Here is an 18,975-nt window from a genome sequence, read left to right on the forward strand (position 1 = left end):
CCTACAAGGACTCGCCCATGAAAGCGTTCGGCAAAATCCTGGGTCTGGTGCTTCTCGGATTGTTGCTGATCGTCGTGGCCCTGGGTTTTGCCCTCAGCCATCTGTTCGATCCCAACGACTATAAAGACGAGATCCGCCAGATAGCCCGTGACAAAGCCCACATTGAGCTGACCCTCAATGGCGACATCGGCTGGAGCCTCTTCCCCTGGCTTGGCCTGGAGCTGCACGACGCCAGCGTCGCCACCCTCGCGGCGCCAACCCAGCCTTTTGCCGATCTGCAGATGCTCGGCCTGTCCGTGCGCGTGCTGCCACTGCTGCGCAAAGAAGTGCAGATGAGCGACGTGCGCGTCGAAGGCCTGAACCTGCGCCTGACCCGCGACAAGGACGGCCACGGTAACTGGCAGGACATCGGCAAACCGGCCACCGCCGCCACCGCGCCAACCGCCGGCACCGAACCCGCTGCGGCCAGCAAGCCTGACAGCGTCAGCCAGCCGCTCAAGCTCGATATCGACAGCCTGACCGTGAACAACGCGCGGGTTGAATACAACGACGAGCAAAGCGGCAAGCAGTTCAGCGCCGAGAGCATCCAGTTGAGCACCGGCCCGGTTCACGAAGCCACCAGCATCCCGGTCAAGCTGACGGCCTTCCTGGGCACCAACCAGCCAGTGATGCGAGTCAAGACTGAAGTCGACGGCAAGCTGCGTTTTGACCGCGTGCTCAAGCGCTATCAGTTTGAAGACATGAAGGTCACGGGCGAAGCCTCGGGTGAACCGCTGCAGGGCAAAACCATGACGTTCGCCGCGCAGGGGCAAATCCTGGTTGATCTGGCAGCGAACGTCGCCGAATGGAGCGGCCTGAAGATCTCCGCCAACCAGCTGCGCGCCCTCGGTGAACTCAAGGCCAACAGCCTCGACACCACACCGCAAATCAGCGGCGGCCTGTCGATTGCCCAACTCGACCTGGCGCGGTTCCTCGACAGCATTGGCCACCCGCTACCTGCGATGGCACCGGGCAGCCTGAGCAAGGTCGAGCTGGTCAGCCGCCTGTCGGGCACGCCCACCAGCGTGACCCTTGACGAGCTGAACCTGAAAGTCGATGACAGCACCTTTACCGGCCTTGTCGCCATTGACGACTTCGCCAAACAAGCCGTGCGCATCCAGCTCAAGGGCGACACTTTCGATGCCGATCGCTACATGCCGCCAAAATCGGCCGAAGCCAACAGCGCCAGCGTTGCGCGCAAGGCCGAAGTACAGGGCAGCGAAGCCGGCGCCCTGGCCGCATCGGGCGATACGCCACTGCCCGACGCACCGACCAAAAGCGGCTGGAGCACCGCCAAAATCATTCCGGTCACCCGCCTCAAGGCGCTCGACCTGAATGCCGATATCAGTTTTGGTCAACTGACCCTGAGCAAACTGCCGATCCAGAATGCCGCGCTCAAGGCCAGCAGCAAGGCAGGCGTGCTGACCCTCGAAAACCTCAGCGGCAGCCTCTACAAAGGCAGCTTTGCCGCCAACGGCAGCCTGGACGTACAACCCATGCTGCCGGTGGTCAAACTGCAGACCCGCATCACCAATGTGCCGGTAGAAAAAATCCTGCAAAGCCAGGGGCAAAAACCACCGGTGACCGGCCTGCTGACCCTCAACAGCAACGTCACGGGCAGCGGCAACAGCCAGAGTGAGCTGATTTCCAGCCTCAACGGCACCGCCAGTTTTGTGCTCAATGACGGCGTGCTGCTCAATGCCAACCTTGAGCAACAGCTGTGTAAGGGCATCTCCGTGCTTAACCGCAAGACCTTGAGCGGCGCCCCTTTGGGCAAAGACACCCCGTTCAAGGAGCTCAAGGGCAGCCTGGTGTTCCGTAACGGCGTAGCCAGTAACCCGGACATGATCGTGCGCATCCCCGGCCTGAGCGTTAAAGGCGATGGCGACATCGACCTGCGCGTGCTGGGCATGGACTACCGCCTGGGCATCGTGATTGAAGGCGACACCCGTGCCATGCCGGACCCGGCGTGCCAGGTGGGCAAGAACTTTGTCGGCATCGAGCTGCCATTGCGCTGCCGCGGCCCGCTGGAACTGGGGGCCAAGGCCTGCCGTCTGGACAAGGAAGGCCTGGGCAAGGTCGCAGCCAAGGTTGCGGGCAACAAGCTCACCGACAAGCTTGAAGAAAAGCTTGGCGACAGGGTCAGCCCTGAACTTAAAAACGCCCTCAAGGGGCTGTTCAACCGATGAGAGACGAGCAATTTTCAACGGCGGTACTGGACTGGTATGACCACCACGGCCGCCACGACCTGCCCTGGCAACAGGGCATCAACCCGTACCGGGTGTGGGTCTCGGAAATCATGTTGCAGCAAACCCAGGTCAGCACCGTGCTGAACTACTTCGACCGGTTCATGGCTTCACTGCCGACGGTCGAGGCCCTGGCCGCCGCCCCGGAAGACGAAGTGCTGCACCTGTGGACCGGCCTTGGCTACTACACCCGTGCGCGCAATTTGCAAAAGACTGCCAAGATCGTCGTCGCCGAATATGGCGGCCAATTCCCCCGCGATGTGGAGAAACTGGTCGAGCTGCCCGGTATCGGCCTGTCCACAGCCGGTGCAATTGCCAGCCTGAGCATGGGCCTGCGGGCGCCGATCCTGGACGGCAACGTCAAGCGGGTGCTGGCCCGCTACACGGCGCAGGAGGGCTACCCGGGCGAACCCAAGGTGGCCAAACAGCTGTGGGCCACTGCCGAGCGCTTCACCCCCCACGACCGTGTCAACGCCTACACCCAGGCGATGATGGACATGGGCGCCACGCTCTGCACCCGCAGCAAGCCCAGTTGCCTGCTGTGCCCACTGGAAAGCGGCTGTGAAGCGCATTTGTTGGGCCTGGAAACCCGCTACCCGATCCCCAAGCCGCGCAAGACCATCCCGCAAAAGCGCACGCTGATGCCGATGCTGGCCAATGCCCGGGGCGAGATCCTGCTTTACCGCCGTCCGTCGACCGGTTTGTGGGGCGGCCTGTGGAGCCTGCCCGAGCTGGATGACCTGCAAGACATCGAGCATCTGGCCCTGCAACACTCCCTGGCCCTGGGCGCGCAACACGAACTGCCCGGCCTGACCCATACCTTTAGCCATTTCCAACTGGCCATCGAACCCTGGCTGATCCACGTCAACGAGTCTGGCCATCACGTGGCCGAGGCCGACTGGCTCTGGTATAACCTCGCCACCCCGCCGCGCCTGGGCCTTGCCGCCCCGGTCAAGAAGCTGCTCAAACGCGCAGCCGACCTATTGAACGCTGGAGAGACGTCATGACCCGCACCATCATTTGCCGCAAGTACAAAGAAGAACTGCCTGCCCTTGAGCGCGCTCCGTTTCCGGGTGCCAAAGGCCAGGACATTTTTGAACACGTTTCGGCCAAGGCCTGGGCTGACTGGCAAAAACACCAGACCCTGCTCATCAACGAAAAGCGCTTGAACATGATGAACGCCGAAGACCGTAAATATTTGCAGGGCGAAATGGACAAGTTCTTCAGCGGCGAAGAATACGCCCAGGCCGAAGGCTACGTTCCGCCAACCGAATAAACCCCGGTTTTAAAGGCTTTGGTCCGTAAGCGACGGTAATAATTAAATATTTTTCAAAAAAGTGTTTGACGGGTTATCGAAAAAGGCTTCTAATGCGCCCCGTTGCCCAGATAGCTCAGTCGGTAGAGCAGGGGATTGAAAATCCCCGTGTCGGCGGTTCGATTCCGTCTCTGGGCACCACATTCAGTTTTGATGTGGTGTTCACACCACGCCAAAACACAGAAAAACCCGCCTAGTGCGGGTTTTTTTTTGGCCGCAATTTATACCCGGCGGCGCCACCTCTCTTGGCGATTGCAAAGAGATGGGGTTCAATCCTCTGATCAGCCTGCAAAGGACACACCTTTATGTCATCGCCAAAAAAGCAGCAAAAAAACGCGCAGCGGGCCAAAACCAAAGCCAAGCAGAACCGCGTGGGCAAACCGGCCAAGGCATCGGCCGGGGCACTGATCGACAATCCGTTCGATGATGTGAAGATCGACCTCAGCACCTTCAACTTCCAGGACATCCTCGACAACGGTTTCGACCCGGCCGATTTCGACGACCTGTTCCAGGCCATGAAGGCCGCCGAAGCCATCAACCTGCAGACCCTGTGCCTGGTGTTCCTGCAATACCCGGTACTGGAGCTGGTGATCTCGGAAGAGGAAGAAGAACCGGCCACCGATTTCCTCATGGGCCTGTTGATCGAATACCGCATTGCCGTGCATGGCGACGATGAAGACAGCGCCGTGGCCTGGATCGAAACCCCGGCATTCCAGAAAGCCTACGTCGAAGCTTCGCGCCTGCTGACAGAGCGCAACGCCCGGAGCGTGCACTGACCGCAGCCCTGCTCGAACCTGTCAGCCGGGCGTTCACCGAGCCTGCTGCTGACGGTTACCTGCTGGGCGGTTTCGAATGGCGTCAGCGCACACCGGACAGCACGCGGGCAGTAGTCATCATCAACGCCGCCACCTCGGTGCGTTGCCAGTATTACTCGCGGTTTGCCGAATACCTGTTCAGCCACGGCATGGATGTGATGCTGTTCGATTACCGCGGCATCGGTGCCTCACGCCGCGGATCGTTACGCGGCTTTGCGGCCTCCTGGTCAGACTGGGGCGCACTGGACACAGACGCCATGCTCAAGCGCGCCCTGCGCGAATACCCCGGCCAGCCGGTCGACGTGGTTGGCCACAGCTTTGGCGGCTGCGCGGCGGGCCTGGCGGCGTCCGGGCAAGCTATTCGCCATCTGGTGACAGTGGGCGCGCAATTTGCCCACTGGCGCGACTACGCGCCCGCACAACGCTGGCAGATGCTCGCCAAATGGCACGGAGTCATGCCGTTGCTGACCCGTGTGTGCGGCTACTTCCCCGGCAAGCGCCTGGGTTGGCTTGAAGATACCCCGGCCGGCGTGGTCAAGGACTGGGGTGCCTTCAGCACGCGCTTCGAACAACTCCCCAGCGCACGCAGCCTGGCTGCCCTGCCCTTTGCCGACGTTAGCGCCAGAACCCTGGCCATCAGCTTCAGCGACGACCCTTTTGGCACCGTGGCGGCCATCGACCGATTGCTGAGCTACTTCAGCGCCAGCCCGCGTACGCATCTGCGTATCAAGCCGCAGGATATTGGCGAAACAGCCATCGGCCATTTCGCGTTTTTCCATAGCCGCTTTCAGAGCAGCTTATGGCCGATTGCCTTGCAGTGGTTGCAGCAGGGGGAATTGAGCGCAGATGTGCCAGGCCAGGTACTCAGCCGCACCCCCTGAAAGACCGCGTCGCCCCTATCGCGAGCAAGCCCGCTCCCACAGGTTTTGCCAAGCTCATAACACGGGATGCCGGCAGGGCCATTGTGGGAGCGGGCTTGCTCGCGATGCAGGCACCACAAATGGGTCTGGCTGACGCCACCTCAAACCATCAACGCGCCGTACAGCCTTCAGGCTTGAACACTCGCTCACTGGACGGCGGATTATTCGCCAGCTTGCTCACCGGCCTGCGCGGGCGCACCAACAGCTCGCCCCCACAATTGGGGCAAAGCCCGCCCAAATGCTGTTCGGAACACGTCGCGCAAAAGGTGCACTCGAATGAACAAATCCGCGCTTGTGCTGAATCTGGCGGCAAATCGCAATCACAGCATTCGCAATTGGGGCGTAATTCGAGCATGAGCACCTCACATTGAATCGGTAATTTTCATCTTTACATTTAAGACGCTTCCCGCAAAAAACCAACTGCCAATACAAAATGGCAGTGACATTCTCAATGCCCCCTTTGGTCAATGCGCGGCACTTGCCATGACCCTACCGCTTCCCGTGAACACACCCAACACCGCTCTGAGCCCCCTGCTCAACTCCTTGAGCGAACTGATCCGCCAGGCCCGGCAAAAAGCCCTGCGCGTGGTGGATACGCTGCAAGTGCAAACCTGCTGGAACATGCGGGGGTTTTATCAGGCATTTCCAATTTGGAACGCAGTGCGTACCGAATTGAGCTAGACCCATTACCGCACCCTGCTACGGGTCGAAAGCGAGCATGCTCGCCAGTGGTACATGAACGAAGCCGCCACGCTGAACTGGTCTACCCGCACACCCATGCCAACCGCCGTTCTGCCCGGTTTTGTGGCAAATTAATTGCACTTTTTTATTGCCATGACCTCCTACAGTCATGAGCGCCGATTTCACGCGCACACAGAGAGCCGTCTTACAAGGCATGTCACAAGACCAACCTTTATCAGCGGTATCGGCCGTTCTGCATGAGCTGCGCGCCGGCACACATACACGTCATGTAGCCCTTGAGAAACGCCTGCCGTTTTTCAGCGACACACTCGACCTTGAACGCTATACGCGGCTGCTAAGCGCCTATTACGGGTTCTACCACGAACTGGAGAACCGGCTGCTGCACAGCCCCTGGCATGTGGACGGATTTGACCTGCAGCAACGGCTCAAGACCCCCGCACTGGGTAAGGACTTGCAGGCTCTGGGTGTAAGCGTTCAACCCCTTGCGCTGTGCGAAACCCTGCCCGCAATACACAGTCAAGCCGCCATGCTGGGGGTGCTGTATGTGCTGGAAGGCGCCACCCTGGGCGGTAACATTCTGCGCAAGCAGATGTCGGAACGCCTGGGCCTGGAAGCGCACAACGGCTGCGCTTTTCTTTACGTCTACGGCGAAGCGACCGGCCGGCAGTGGAAGGCGTTTATGGATTTTCTGGGCAGCGTGCCCCTCGATGCACAAGCGCGAGGCGAAACCGTACAGGCTGCCCGCTCTACGTTTAGCTGTTTCGAGCACTGGCTCGAACGTCAGGAGGTTTTGTTATGAATCCACAGGACCCTCAAGCTTTTGAACGCTTGCTGGCCAATTGTGCTGATGAACCCATTCGCTTTCCCGGAGCAATTCAGCCCCACGGTCTGCTGGTCACACTGTCGGAGCCCGATCTGCAGATCCAGCAGGTCAGCGCCAATGTGCAGGCCATGTTCGGCATCAGTGCCGAATCGCTACTGGGCCTGCCGCTGGCCGCGCTGAGCGGCTCCGAGGCCGCCAACGCAGTGCAGCAGGCCGCGGTCTACGCCACCCTGGCCGATGCACCGCCTTTGGCCCTGACGCTGCTGGGGCGTGAATACGAAGGCCTGCTGCACCGCGACAAGGGCATTCTGGTTCTGGAGCTGGAACTCAAGCCCGACGCTTCGCAAATCCACAGCACCATGAACAAGGTGCGCAACCTGAGCCGCATGCTGCAACGCCTGCAAGGGGCCAAGACCCTCACCGCACTGTATGAAATTTGCGTACGCGAGATCCAGGCGCTGACGGGCTACGACCGCGTTCTGATCTACCGCTTTCAGGATGAAGGCCACGGCCAGGTCATCGCGGAAGCTTCTTCGCCCGCGATGGAGTTGTTCAACGGCATGTTTTTCCCTGCCTCCGACATCCCGGAGCAAGCCCGCGAGTTGTACCGCACCCACTGGTTGCGCATTATTCCGAACGCCGATTACCAGCCCGTGCCGCTGATTCCCACATTGCGCCCGGACACCGGCGAAGCACTGGACCTGAGCGGGGCCGTGTTGCGCAGCGTTTCGCCGATTCACTGCCAGTACATGAAGAACATGGGCGTGCTGTCGTCCATGAGCATTTCGTTGATGGACGGCGAGCGCCTGTGGGGCCTGATCAGTTGCGGGCATCGCCAGACGCTGCATGTACCCCATGAACTGCGCATGGCCTGCCAGACCATCGGCCAGGTGCTATCCCTGCAGATCAGCGCCCTGCAAACCCTGGAAATCAGCCGTCAGCGCGAAGCCAAGATGGATGCCCTGGTGCGCCTCAACGCGGCCATGGTGCACAGCACCGAAGCCGTGTTTGATGGCCTGGCGCAAATGCCCGAAGCCTTGATGGCACTGACCGGCGCCAGCGGTGTGGCGATTATTGAGGACAAGGTGCTGCACCGTTATGGCCAGTGCCCGTCCCCCGAAGCCACCCGTGAGCTGTACCAATGGTTCAAGGACAGCGCCCAGCCGGTGTTCTCCAGCCATAACCTCAGCGCCCTGCATGCCCCGGCGGCGCAGTACAAGGACATCGCCAGCGGCTTGTTGGCCATGACCCTGCCCAAGCCCGTGGACAACGCCGTGCTGTGGTTTCGCAGTGAGGTCAAGGAAAGCATCCAGTGGAGCGGCGATCCCAACAAGCCGCTGAACCTGGAAGCCGGCAGCAACGGCCTGCGCCTGAGCCCGCGCACCTCGTTCGAAATCTGGAAAGTCGAGATGGACGGCATCTCGACCAAGTGGAGCCACGGCGATCTGTTTGCTGCCAATGACCTGCGCCGCTCGGCCCTGGAAAACGACCTGTCGCGCCAGGTGCTGCGCGAGCAACAGGCCGTGCGCGCACGGGATGAACTGGTGGCAGTGGTCTCCCACGACCTGCGCAACCCCATGACCATTATTTCGATGCTCTGCGGCATGATGCAAAAGGCCTTCAGTAGCGACGGCCCTCATACGTCGCGGCGCATCACCTCGGCCATCGACACCATGCAACAGGCCAGCAGTCGCATGAGCGTGCTGCTCGACGACTTGCTCGACACCTCGAAAATCGAAGCCGGGCGCTACACCATCAGCCCGCAGCCGCTGGATGTTAGCCAGATTTTTGAAGAGGCCTTGTCGTTGCTTGCGCCGCTGGCGCTGGACAAGGCCGTGGAGCTGACCTTTCACGCCGAGCCCGATCTGAAAATCAACGCCGACCCCGAGCGGCTGTTCCAGGTGCTGTCCAACCTGATCGGCAACGCGATCAAATTCACCCCCGCACAGGGCAAAATCGGTGTGGCGGCCATGTCCAACGGGGACGATATCGTGTTCAGCGTGCGGGATTCGGGCAAGGGCATTGCCCCCGAGCAGTTGCCATATATCTTCGACCGCTACTGGACGGCAAAGGAAGGCAACGCACTGGGCACGGGCCTGGGGCTGTATATCTCCCAGGGCATTATCAAGGCCCACGGCGGCCAGTTACTGGCCGAAAGCACACCGGGAGAAGGCAGCGAGTTTCGCTTCACGGTCCCAAGAATGGTCTGATGGTTAACAGCGCAATGCCCTGCAGCTATCACATTTGAATGCTGCATAAAAACGGCCGCCTCCTTGACGGGAGAGCGGCCGTTTTACATCCACCCCATCAGCTGAAGGCGTTGATAAACCAGGTGATCATCGGGATCGCCACGATATCGATCAGCACCGCCCCACACAGCGGCACGATGATAAAGGCCTTGTACGAGAAGACTTTATAGTGATCGCAGATGGCCCCCATATTGGCCACGGCATTGGGCGTCGCGCCCAGCCCGTGCCCCATGAAGCCCGCGCACAAGACCGCGGCGTCGTAGTTGCGGCCAAACAGGCGGAACAGGACGAACACGCACAGCAGGATCATGATCACCACCTGCACCACCAGAATCACCAGCAACGGCAAGCCGAGCTTCTCCAGCTCCCAGAACTTCAAGCTCATCATGGCCATGGTCAGGAACATGCCCAGGCACACATCGCCGATCGTGCTGACGGCATGGTCAGGCACCTCGATCACCTGGGCCCGGTCATTGAGGTTGCGCAGGATGATCGCGACGAACATGGCCCCCACATAGCTCGGCAACACGATACCCAGATGCTGCTGCAAGCTGGAGCCCAGCCAGAACCCCAGCACCATGATCACCACAATACAGGTCAACAAACGCAGCAGGGTTGCGGCATCCAGCGCGGCCACAGGGGTGTGGACCACCTCTTCGAACGCCTTGAGGCTGCCCGCGGCTTCGGCCTTGACCACCAGCTTGTTGCGCTCGATCAGCCAGCGCGCCAGCGGGCTGCCCAGCAAACCACCAGCCACCATGCCAAAGGTTGCAGCGGCCAGCGCGGCAGTCGTAGCCCCGACCGCCCCCAGGTTTTCAGCAATCGGTCCAAAGGCTGCCGCCGCACCAAAACCGCCCTCCAGTGACACCGCCCCGGCCATGATCCCCAGCAACGGGTCGATGCCCAGCAGCTTGGCCACACTCACCCCCACCACGTTTTGCACCAGCGCCAGGCCCCAGCACGCGCCCAGGTAGATAAACAGCAGCTTGCCGCCCTTGCGCAACAACCCCAGGCTGCCGCCCAAACCTACGGTGGTGAAGAACGCCACCATCAGCGGGGTTTGCAGGCTGGTGTCGAGGGTCAGGTTGAGCAGTTGCTGATCACGTAATAACCAGATCACCAAGGCAAACCCGAAACCACCGATGACCGGTGCAGGGACACACAATTGACGCAGCCAGTAGCTGCGCTTTTTCAGTTGGGCACCCAGGCCCAGCAGGAGTAACGCGAGAGCAAGGGTGCTCAGCGCATCCAGTTCGAATGTCAGCATGGCGAATTTCTCTTTTTCTTATGATTCAACAAGCGGTTTCAGGGATTTGCGTAAAACTTAATCAATCAGGCTGGCGAGCAGACGCGCACCAATGCGGGCGGTTCGGTTATCGATGTCCAGGCTCGGGTTGAGCTCGGCGATGTCGGCCATGCGCAATTTGCCGCTGGCTTTGGCGTGGCGCACCAGATGCTCGACGATCTGCATGTCCACCCCGTGGGCAGACGGCGCACTGACGCCGGGTGCCTGGCTGGCGGGCAGGACATCGAGGCAAAGGGTCATGTAGAGGTGATCGACGTCTTGCAGGAAATCATCGATCAACGCTTCGCAGGCGCGGATGTCCCAGCTGTTCATTTGCCGGTCGAGGCGGTAACGCACATTCAGGCGTTCGGCCTGTGCAAACAGGGCCTGGGTATTGTTCAACTGGCTGACACCCAGGCAGCAATAAGTGAACGGCATGTCGAAACGCTGGCAAGCCTCGGCAATCTGCCGGAAGGGTGTGCCTGAGCTGCTTTGTTCGGCGTGGCGCAAATCGAAATGCGCATCGAAATTGAGAATACCGATCCGTGGCTGCGGGTGTTTGCGGCGCAAGTGATCGAGCAGACCACTGAAGCTGGCAAAGGCGATTTCGTGCCCGCCACCCAGGCCCAATGGCAAATGCCCCTGGTCGAGCAAATGGCTGACCTGTTCGCCATAGCCTTGCTGTGCCCCCTCCAGATCCTCGCCCGCGCAGCTCACATCACCGGCATCGTACAGCGGCGCGTGACCGTGCCATGCCAGGTTGGCCAAGGCCTTGCGCAAAGCCTGCGGCCCCTTGCGTGCGCCGGTACGGCCCTGATTGCGCCTGACCCCTTCATCGCAGGCCAAACCAATCAATGCAGCCCCCGCTGGCAGGCCATCGGCCACAGGCTTGACCCATTGATGCCAGCGCAACGCGCCCTGCCCTTCAGCGGCATCAATACGGCCTGTCCACAAGGACATGTCGGGTACAACCGTCATGTTTGAAACTCCAGTCAAATTCAGTCGAGCCGGGCGCTCAGGCGCAGGGCTACGTCCTGGGTCCAGCGGATCAGGCGTTCACTGCGGGTGTGTGCCCGGGTGGCCGGGGCCATGAGGCTGATGGCGCCTTGCAGGCGATTGCGGCTGTCGAGCAGCGGCGCGCTGATACCCCAAATACCGTCGTCGATCTCACTCACACTCACGGCATAACCGGCAGCGCGGATCTGGGCAAAGCTGCGCTGATAGGTGGCAACTTCTTCAGGCTCGACGCCTTGCGCCAGAAGCGCCGACACGCTTTGCGCCTCATCCATATACGCCAGCAGCACCCGCGCAGAAGCGCCGACCAACAGCGGCTGGGCCAGCCCTTTCTGGTAACAGCAGCGCAGGGGTTGCGGGCTGTCGACCAGCTCAATGCAAATCGCCTGACCGTTGCTCGGCACCATCAAGGCCACGCTCTCCTGGCTTTGCTCGGCCAGACGCTTGAGTTCAGGTTTGGCCAGCGTCACCAGCACCGCTTCGCGGTCGAATTTTTTCGCCAGCTGCAAACAGGCAGGCCCTGGCAGATAGCGGCCCTGGCCGTTCTCTTCGGCCAGGCCCCAGCGCAACAGCGTGTTGAGGTGGCGATAGGTGCTGCTCAGCGGCTGCCCCAGTTGCTCGGAAAGCGCCTTGGCGGAGATCGCCTCAGCGGATTGCCCCAGACTGACGAGGATTTGCAGCAAGCGATCAGTTGGCGTGTTGTAGTTCATTGTCGGCCCCATGCTCTTGCCTGCATGGTGCACGGTGTTTCCCATTAGCTGAAATTCGATTCCCACTGAATGGGAAAAAACCGCCAGATAGTGATCAGCGGTCGCAAAATGACCACCTTACAGGCACAAAAAAACCGCCATCCCGAAGGATGACGGTTTTTCTGGGTATTCAACCGCGAGAACCGTCCTGGCCTCAGTTGAGTACCGGTGCCCCCAACTTCTCAATGCGACGACGGCGTGCCACCAGCAGGCCTGCCACCACCACCAGAATGCTTAGCAAACCGGTAGCCATGATTTCAACGCGATGCGCTTCCTGGAACAGCATGACCGTCAGAATAGCCACGATAAAGACGATTACTGCATAGGTCAGGCCCGGGAACAGCCACATCTTGAACGAAATATTCTCGCCCAGAGCCGTGCGCTTCTGGCGCATGCGCAGTTGCGACACGGCAATCACCAGATACACCAGCAATGCAATGGCACCAGAGCTGGCCAGCAGGAACTCGAACACGGCTGCCGGAGCCACGTAGTTGGCGAATACCGCTACAAAGGCTGCGCCCGTGGACATCATCACCGCCCAGTAAGGCGTGCCCGCAGCGTTGGTGCGCTTGGCCGCGGCCGGTGCATCACCACGTTTGCTCAGGGAGTAGAGCATGCGCGAAGAGGTGTAGAGCGCCGAGTTCAGGCAACTGGTGACGGCAATCAGTACCACGATATCCACGATCAGCTTGGCATTCGGGATGCCCATGCGATCAAGCACGGTCTGGTAGGAACCCAACTGCGCCAGGCTCGGGTCGTTCCACGGCACCAGGGCCACAACGATGAAAATCGACACCAGATAGAACAAGCCAATACGCCAGATCACCGAGTTGGTGGCCTTGGTGATCTGCTTGCTCGGGTCTTTGGATTCCGCCGCCGCGATGGTGACGATTTCAGTGCCCATGAACGAGAACATGGTGGTCAGCATGGCAGCCAGAACGGCGCCCATGCCATTGGGCATAAAGCCGATGGTATCGGACAGATGCGCGACACCGCTGACCTGGCTGGTAGGCAGATAGCCGAAAATGGCCAGCAGACCCAAAATGATAAAGCCGATAATCGCCAGCACCTTGACCAGCGCAAACCAGAACTCGAACTCGCCGTAGTTCTTGACGCTAAACAGGTTGGTGGCGGTCAGCAACAGGGTGATGACCAGGGTAAACACCCAGATCGCCGTGCCCGGGAACCACGCATGCAGGATGGTACCTGCGGCGACAGCTTCCAGCGGGATCACCAGGACCCAGAACCACCAGTACAGCCAGCCAATGGTAAAACCGGCCCAGTGCCCGATGGCACGGTCGGCGTAAGTGGAGAACGAACCGGTGTCCGGCGAGGCAACGGCCATTTCGGCCAGCATGCGCATCACCAGTACAACCAGCGTGCCTGCTGCGGCATAGGCCAGCAGCACAGCGGGGCCCGCCTGGGCAATCGCGTGTCCGGAACCGACAAACAAACCGGCGCCGATAACACCGGCAATCGACAGCATGGTCACATGCCGTGGTTTGAGCCCTTGTTCCAGGCCGCTAGAGGATTGCGTATTGCTCATTGGGACTACCTTTCATTGAAGCCATTCCGAGCACCCGCGTTGACCTTCGTAAAAAGTAACCAACGGGGCGTTTAGAATCCTTGACGCAATAAGTGAGCCAGAATGTGACAAATGCACGGTTTGCGCGGGCTGCAACGATTTGCAACAGACGTTGCAAGCCATTGAGGCTAATGGCTTTTCGCCCATTCGTTACCGAAACACTCAGTTACGCGGCTGTCGGCGCACCAAAAATACCCAAAACCGCCCATATGGCCCAAAAGCAGTGCACATCTTTAACCTTTAGTAGGTTCGCGCTTCCAACACCGGGCCAAAGCTGGCAACATCGCGACCTTTTTTAAGCGACACCTGTCTGGCCGAACGGCGAAATACAGGGTCGGTTGTTGTCGGCGCGACACTCTGCTGTAGCGATGCGACAAACTGCCACCCCCACGCCTTTTGTGTCTTCAGGGCGGCTGGTTGCCTCTGCAACCCTATGCTAGCTTGGCCTGCGCCAGGAAGGCCGCCCAACAGCAGGATCGCACCCGAACACAATGAGGAACGCACATGGCTTTGGCCACGCCCGCGCTTGAAATCCGCAACTTGCACAAACGCTACGGCGAGCTTGAGGTACTCAAGGGTATCTCGCTGACCGCACGCGACGGCGACGTGATCTCGATCCTGGGTTCTTCCGGTTCCGGCAAGTCCACTCTGCTGCGCTGCATCAACCTGCTCGAGAACCCCCACGAGGGGCAGATCGTGGTCGCCGGTGAAGAGCTCAAACTCAAGAAAGCCAAAAATGGCGAACTGATCGCGGCCGACGGCAAGCAGATCAACCGCATGCGCAGCGAACTGGGTTTTGTGTTTCAAAACTTTAACCTGTGGCCGCACATGACCATCCTCGACAACATTATCGAGGCGCCACGTCGCGTGCTGGGGCAAAGCAAGGCCGAGGCCATCGAAGTGGCTGAAGCGTTGCTGGCCAAGGTCGGCATTGGCGAAAAACGCCATGCCTACCCCTCTGAATTGTCCGGCGGCCAGCAGCAACGCGCAGCGATTGCCCGCACCCTGGCCATGCAGCCCAAAGTCATTCTGTTCGATGAACCGACATCGGCACTTGACCCGGAAATGGTTCAAGAAGTACTTAGTGTGATCCGCGCGCTCGCCGAAGAAGGTCGCACTATGCTGCTGGTCACCCACGAGATGGGCTTTGCCCGCCAGGTGTCCACCGAAGTAGTGTTTTTGCACCAGGGCCTGATCGAAGAGCAAGGGTCGCCAGAACAGGTGTTCGACAACCCGGTTTCGGCGCGCTGTAAACAATTCATGTCCAGCAACCGCTAACGGAGCAACACGAATGCAGACCTATAAAAAGCTTCTCATGGCCGCTGCCGCCACACTGGTTTTCAGCGCCAACGCCCTGGCTGTAGACAAGTACAAAGTCGGTATTGAAGGGGCTTACCCACCGTTCAACAACAAGAACGCCAGTGGTGAAGTCGTCGGCTTCGACCCGGACATCGCCATGGCCCTGTGCGCCAAGATGAAAGCCGAGTGTGAAATCGTCACCTCGGACTGGGACGGCATCATCCCGGCCCTGAACGCCAAAAAGTACGACTTCATCGTGTCGTCGCTGTCGATCACTGACGAGCGCAAGCAGGCGGTGGACTTCACCGACCCGTACTACTCCAACAAGCAGCAGTTCATTGCGCCGAAAAAAGTCGACTTCAAAACCGACCTCGCGTCCCTCAAGGGCAAGGCCCTGGGCACCCAGCGTTCGACCCAGGCCGCAACCTGGCTGGATGACAACCTGGGCACTGACGCTACCATCTCCCTGTACGACACCCAGGAAAACGCCTACCTCGACCTGACGTCGGGCCGCGTAGATGCGCTGCTGGCTGACAAGTATGCCAACTACGACTGGCTGAAAAGCCCGGCTGGCCAGGCATACGAGTTCAAGGGTGAGCCGGTCAACGAAGACGACAAGGTCGGTATTGCCCTGCGCAAGGGCGACAACGAACTGCGCGCCAAGCTGAACCTGGCCCTCAAGCAAATCGTTGAAGACGGCACGTACAAGAAGATCAACGACAAGTACTTCCCGTTCAGCATCTACTGACCTGCCTGACCGGTGCGCCTGCGGGCGCGCCGGTCCCTAGCAAAGCCTGCCTACCCCATGACTATCGATTTATACGGATTCGGCCCGGCGCTTGCCGCTGGCGCGCTGATGACCGTCAAACTGGCACTCACTGCGCTGTGTCTGGGCCTGGTGCTCGGATTGCTCGGTGCCTTGGCCAAGACGTCCCCCTTCAAACCGCTTAGATGGTTGGGCGGCGCCTATTCGACCCTGGTTCGTGGCGTGCCCGAACTGCTCTGGGTGTTGCTGATCTACTTCGGCAGCGTGAATCTGGTGCGCGCCATCGGCGAATACATCGGCATGCCCGACCTCACCCTCAGCGCCTTTGCCGCGGGTGTGCTCGCCTTGGGCCTGTGCTTTGGTGCCTATGCCACCGAAGTATTCCGTGGTGCCATCCTGGCCATCCCCAAGGGCCACCGCGAAGCGGGCATGGCACTGGGCCTGTCCAAACCACGGATCTTCACCAAGCTGGTGCTGCCGCAAATGTGGCGCATCGCCCTGCCCGGCCTGGGCAACCTGTTCATGATCCTGATGAAAGACACCGCACTGGTGTCGGTTATCGGCCTTGAAGAAATCATGCGTCAGGCGCAAAACGCCGTGACCTTCGCCAAACACCCGTTCACCTTCTACATGGTGGCAGCCGTGATGTACCTGGGTCTGACCGTACTGGCCATGGGCACCATGCACGTGCTTGAAAAACGCGCAGCGCGCGGCTTCGTGAGGAGGACGTAATGGAGTGGGAAGTAATCCTCAAGTGGCTGCCCAAGCTGATGCAGGGCGCAACCCTGACCCTGGAGCTGACCGCCATCTCGGTGATCGCCGGTCTGATCGTGGCCATCCCGCTGGGCATCGCCCGCTCGTCCAAGCTCTGGTATGTGCGTTCGCTGCCTTACGCCTACATCTTTTTCTTCCGTGGCACGCCACTGCTGATCCAGCTGTTTTTGGTCTATTACGGCCTGGCGCAGTTCGATGTGGTGCGTGAAAGCGCGTTGTGGCCGTACCTGCGCAGCCCGTTCTGGTGCGCGATCATCACCATGACCCTGCACACCGCCGCCTATATCGCCGAGATCCTGCGCGGTGCGATTCAGGCCATCCCGCCGGGTGAGATCGAGGCGGCACGGGCGCTGGGCATGTCGCGCTTCAAGACCCTGGTGCATATCGTCCTGCCTCGCGCGGCGCGCATCGGCCTGCCGGCCTACAGCAACGAAGTGATCCTGATGCTCAAGGCCAGCTCGCTGGCAAGTACCGTGACCCTGCTGGAACTGACCGGCATGACCCGCACCATCATTGCGCGCAACTACCAGACAGTGGATATGTTCCTGGCTGCCGGGGCCATTTACCTGATCATGTCGTTTGTGCTGATCCAGGGCTTCAAACTGCTGGAGCGCTGGTTGCGCGTCGATGCCTGCCAGGGCCGCTGACCTGCTGGCCCGCTTCGAGGCGCTGGACAGGTTTCTGCACGACCACCAGCACCTCTGGCGCCCACGGCCCTTCACTCACCTGAACCTGCCGTGGGAAGCGCAACACCCCGAACTGGCGCAGTGGTTGCGCCAGCGTTCGCTGCAAGACGCCGAAGCCAGCCACAACCATCCCCAACTCTTGCCCGCCCCTGCGCCATTCCCTGAACTGGCGGCGACCTCACTCGCCCTGAGCCGGGTCGAGCGCTTGCCCACCCACGCCCTTGCACCCGCCAACCCGCGCTTGCAGGTGGATGTACCGGGGCGCAAATGGCAACAGATCGAAGCCTTCGCCCAAAGCCTGAGCTTTGCGCAAAAGCCCGCCCACTGGCTGGACTGGTGCTCGGGCAAAGGCCATCTGGGGCGACGGTTGTTGAGCACCGACCAGCAGCTGACGTGCCTGGAATACGACCCGGCCCTGATCGAGGCCGGGGAGCAACTGAGCCAGCGCCATCACTTGCCCGCCCGGCATGTGCAACAGGACGTACTCGCCCCCGACACGGCCATGCAGCTCACCGCCCACATGACCCCCGTGGCGCTGCACGCCTGCGGCGATCTGCATGTGCGCCTGCTGCAGTTGGCCACGGCGGCAGGCTGTGGACAACTTGCCGTGTCACCCTGCTGCTACAACCGCATCAGCGCGACGCACTATCAAGCGTTATCCACAGTGGCCAAGGCTTCGCACCTGCAGTTGTCACTGGAAGACCTGAGCCTGCCCATGAGCGAAACCGTGACCGCCGGCAGCCGCGTGCGGCGCCAGCGCGACGAGTCGATGGCACGGCGTTTGGGTTTTGATTTGTGGCAACGCCAGCATCGTCAGTGCGACGAATACTTATCCACACCCTCGCTGCCGAGTGCCTGGCTGGGCAAACCGTTTGCCGAGTATTGCGAGGGGTTGGCGACGCTGAAGAACTTATCCACAAGCGGCGACGAAGACTGGCCAGCACTGGAAGCGGCAGGCCGGGAGCGCTTGGCGCAGGTGCGCAACCTGGAGTTGGTGCGCGGCCTGTTTCGCCGCCCGCTGGAGCTGTGGTTGGTGCTCGACCGGGCGCTGTACCTGCAAGAAAACGGCTACGAGGTACAGGTCGGCGAGTTTTGCGACAGCCAGCTGACGCCGCGCAACTTGATGGTGCTTGCGCAGCGCTGTGGATAACTCTGTGAGAGCAGGCTTGTTGTGGGAGCGGGCTTGCCCGCGATGGGATCGCCGTGGTTTACCTGAAAAACCGCAGCGCCTGAATCGCGAGCAAGCCCGCTCCCACACAGGTTTTTGCAGGCCTACGAACCGCGATACGTCGAGAACCCATAAGGGCTGAGCAACAACGGGATGTGGTAATGCTGATCCACATTCTTCACTTCAAAAATCACCGGAATTTCCGGGAAAAACGTATCGCGGCCCACCTTCTTGAAGTACTCGCCGGTCTTGAACACCACCCGGTACTCCCCCGCTTCAAACGCCTGCTTGCCCGGGAACAGTTCGCCGATACGTCCCTGTTCATTGGTCACGCCCTGGGCCAGCGGCTGCCAGTCTTTGCCTACGTGTTTTTCCAGGGTCACGTTGACGCCCGGGGACGGCAGACCATTTTCCAGGTTGAGCACATGCACGCTCAACGGGTTACCCGCCGCCATTGCCAGGCTCGACACCGCACTCAGACTCAACGCCGCCAGGGTGATTCGCAACGATTTCATGGATATTCCTCAGTGGTTAAAAAGT

The 18,975-nt window shown here is 60.4% G+C and carries 18 protein-coding genes, 1 tRNA gene and 1 pseudogene; 14 read left to right on the forward strand and 6 right to left on the reverse strand.

Annotated features, from left to right (window positions below; translation table 11 throughout):
• Positions 1 to 17: 17 nt before the first annotated feature.
• From BLU25_RS13430 to BLU25_RS13455, 6 genes are all read left to right on the forward strand, one after another.
• Positions 18 to 2,228, forward strand: a complete 2,211-nt coding sequence (locus BLU25_RS13430) for an AsmA family protein (RefSeq protein WP_083369681.1) — start codon at positions 18 to 20, stop codon at positions 2,226 to 2,228.
• Complete coding sequence (gene mutY, locus BLU25_RS13435) at positions 2,225 to 3,292, forward strand: A/G-specific adenine glycosylase (RefSeq protein WP_016783105.1); 1,068 nt, start codon at positions 2,225 to 2,227, stop codon at positions 3,290 to 3,292. Before BLU25_RS13430 ends, mutY begins: the two co-directional genes overlap by 4 nt.
• The gene (locus BLU25_RS13440; RefSeq protein WP_016783104.1) at positions 3,289 to 3,561 is read left to right on the forward strand and encodes an oxidative damage protection protein; all 273 of its coding nucleotides are present in this window, start codon (positions 3,289 to 3,291) and stop codon (positions 3,559 to 3,561) included. The genes mutY and BLU25_RS13440 overlap by 4 nt, the downstream gene beginning before the upstream one ends.
• A gap of 104 nt (positions 3,562 to 3,665) precedes the next feature.
• Positions 3,666 to 3,741: transfer RNA gene (locus BLU25_RS13445), tRNA-Phe, on the forward strand.
• A 164-nt stretch (positions 3,742 to 3,905) separates the two neighbouring features.
• Positions 3,906 to 4,376: a hypothetical protein gene (locus BLU25_RS13450; RefSeq protein ID WP_016783103.1), complete on the forward strand. Its 471-nt coding sequence runs from the start codon at positions 3,906 to 3,908 to the stop codon at positions 4,374 to 4,376.
• 59 nt (positions 4,377 to 4,435) lie between these two features.
• Complete coding sequence (locus tag BLU25_RS13455) at positions 4,436 to 5,296, forward strand: alpha/beta hydrolase family protein (protein WP_029611682.1); 861 nt, start codon at positions 4,436 to 4,438, stop codon at positions 5,294 to 5,296.
• 148 nt (positions 5,297 to 5,444) lie between these two features.
• Here the strand turns inward: BLU25_RS13455 and BLU25_RS13460 are convergent, their stop codons facing one another.
• Positions 5,445 to 5,690 (reverse strand): DUF1272 domain-containing protein, encoded by a 246-nt coding sequence (locus BLU25_RS13460; protein WP_081481089.1) that lies wholly within the window; start codon positions 5,688 to 5,690, stop codon positions 5,445 to 5,447.
• A gap of 128 nt (positions 5,691 to 5,818) precedes the next feature.
• Here BLU25_RS13460 and BLU25_RS13465 point away from each other — a divergent pair.
• From BLU25_RS13465 to BLU25_RS13475, 3 genes and pseudogenes are all read left to right on the forward strand, one after another.
• Positions 5,819 to 6,106, forward strand: a pseudogene (locus tag BLU25_RS13465) (DUF1016 N-terminal domain-containing protein); the annotation flags it as partial.
• 124 nt (positions 6,107 to 6,230) lie between these two features.
• Positions 6,231 to 6,836 (forward strand): biliverdin-producing heme oxygenase, encoded by a 606-nt coding sequence (locus BLU25_RS13470; protein ID WP_016783100.1) that lies wholly within the window; start codon positions 6,231 to 6,233, stop codon positions 6,834 to 6,836.
• Positions 6,833 to 9,070, forward strand: a complete 2,238-nt coding sequence (locus tag BLU25_RS13475; RefSeq protein WP_016783099.1) for an ATP-binding protein — start codon at positions 6,833 to 6,835, stop codon at positions 9,068 to 9,070. The genes BLU25_RS13470 and BLU25_RS13475 overlap by 4 nt, the downstream gene beginning before the upstream one ends.
• Positions 9,071 to 9,167: 97 nt before the next feature.
• Here BLU25_RS13475 and gltS read toward each other — a convergent pair whose 3' ends face one another.
• From gltS to gabP, 4 genes are all read right to left on the reverse strand, one after another.
• On the reverse strand, positions 9,168 to 10,376 hold the full coding sequence (gltS, locus tag BLU25_RS13480) for a sodium/glutamate symporter (RefSeq protein ID WP_016783098.1): 1,209 nt from the start codon (positions 10,374 to 10,376) through the stop codon (positions 9,168 to 9,170).
• A gap of 57 nt (positions 10,377 to 10,433) precedes the next feature.
• Positions 10,434 to 11,372, reverse strand: a complete 939-nt coding sequence (hutG, locus tag BLU25_RS13485; RefSeq protein ID WP_016783097.1) for a formimidoylglutamase — start codon at positions 11,370 to 11,372, stop codon at positions 10,434 to 10,436.
• Positions 11,373 to 11,392: 20 nt separating this feature from the next.
• Positions 11,393 to 12,118, reverse strand: coding sequence for an IclR family transcriptional regulator (locus tag BLU25_RS13490; protein WP_016783096.1), 726 nt, complete (start codon positions 12,116 to 12,118; stop codon positions 11,393 to 11,395).
• A 193-nt stretch (positions 12,119 to 12,311) separates the two neighbouring features.
• A complete protein-coding gene (gene gabP / locus BLU25_RS13495; RefSeq protein ID WP_016783095.1) occupies positions 12,312 to 13,703 on the reverse strand; it encodes a GABA permease in 1,392 nt (463 codons plus the stop codon).
• A gap of 543 nt (positions 13,704 to 14,246) precedes the next feature.
• Here gabP and BLU25_RS13500 point away from each other — a divergent pair.
• From BLU25_RS13500 to BLU25_RS13520, 5 genes are read left to right on the forward strand one after another with little or no spacing between them, the layout of a single operon-like run.
• Positions 14,247 to 15,020 (forward strand): ABC transporter ATP-binding protein, encoded by a 774-nt coding sequence (locus tag BLU25_RS13500; protein ID WP_016783094.1) that lies wholly within the window; start codon positions 14,247 to 14,249, stop codon positions 15,018 to 15,020.
• Between the two features lie 13 nt (positions 15,021 to 15,033).
• On the forward strand, positions 15,034 to 15,789 hold the full coding sequence (locus BLU25_RS13505; protein WP_016783093.1) for an ABC transporter substrate-binding protein: 756 nt from the start codon (positions 15,034 to 15,036) through the stop codon (positions 15,787 to 15,789).
• A 57-nt stretch (positions 15,790 to 15,846) separates the two neighbouring features.
• Positions 15,847 to 16,539 carry an ABC transporter permease gene (locus BLU25_RS13510; RefSeq protein WP_029611681.1) on the forward strand — a complete coding sequence of 231 codons (693 nt, stop codon included), beginning with the start codon at positions 15,847 to 15,849 and terminating at the stop codon, positions 16,537 to 16,539.
• The gene (locus tag BLU25_RS13515; protein WP_016783091.1) at positions 16,539 to 17,228 is read left to right on the forward strand and encodes an ABC transporter permease; all 690 of its coding nucleotides are present in this window, start codon (positions 16,539 to 16,541) and stop codon (positions 17,226 to 17,228) included. The genes BLU25_RS13510 and BLU25_RS13515 overlap by 1 nt, the downstream gene beginning before the upstream one ends.
• Complete coding sequence (locus BLU25_RS13520) at positions 17,209 to 18,417, forward strand: methyltransferase (protein WP_016783090.1); 1,209 nt, start codon at positions 17,209 to 17,211, stop codon at positions 18,415 to 18,417. Before BLU25_RS13515 ends, BLU25_RS13520 begins: the two co-directional genes overlap by 20 nt.
• A gap of 122 nt (positions 18,418 to 18,539) precedes the next feature.
• Here the strand turns inward: BLU25_RS13520 and uraH are convergent, their stop codons facing one another.
• A complete protein-coding gene (gene uraH, locus BLU25_RS13525; protein ID WP_016783089.1) occupies positions 18,540 to 18,950 on the reverse strand; it encodes a hydroxyisourate hydrolase in 411 nt (136 codons plus the stop codon).
• Positions 18,951 to 18,975: the final 25 nt, after the last annotated feature.

The organism is Pseudomonas fragi (genome assembly GCF_900105835.1).
Taxonomy (GTDB): Bacteria; Pseudomonadota; Gammaproteobacteria; order Pseudomonadales; family Pseudomonadaceae; genus Aquipseudomonas; species Aquipseudomonas fragi.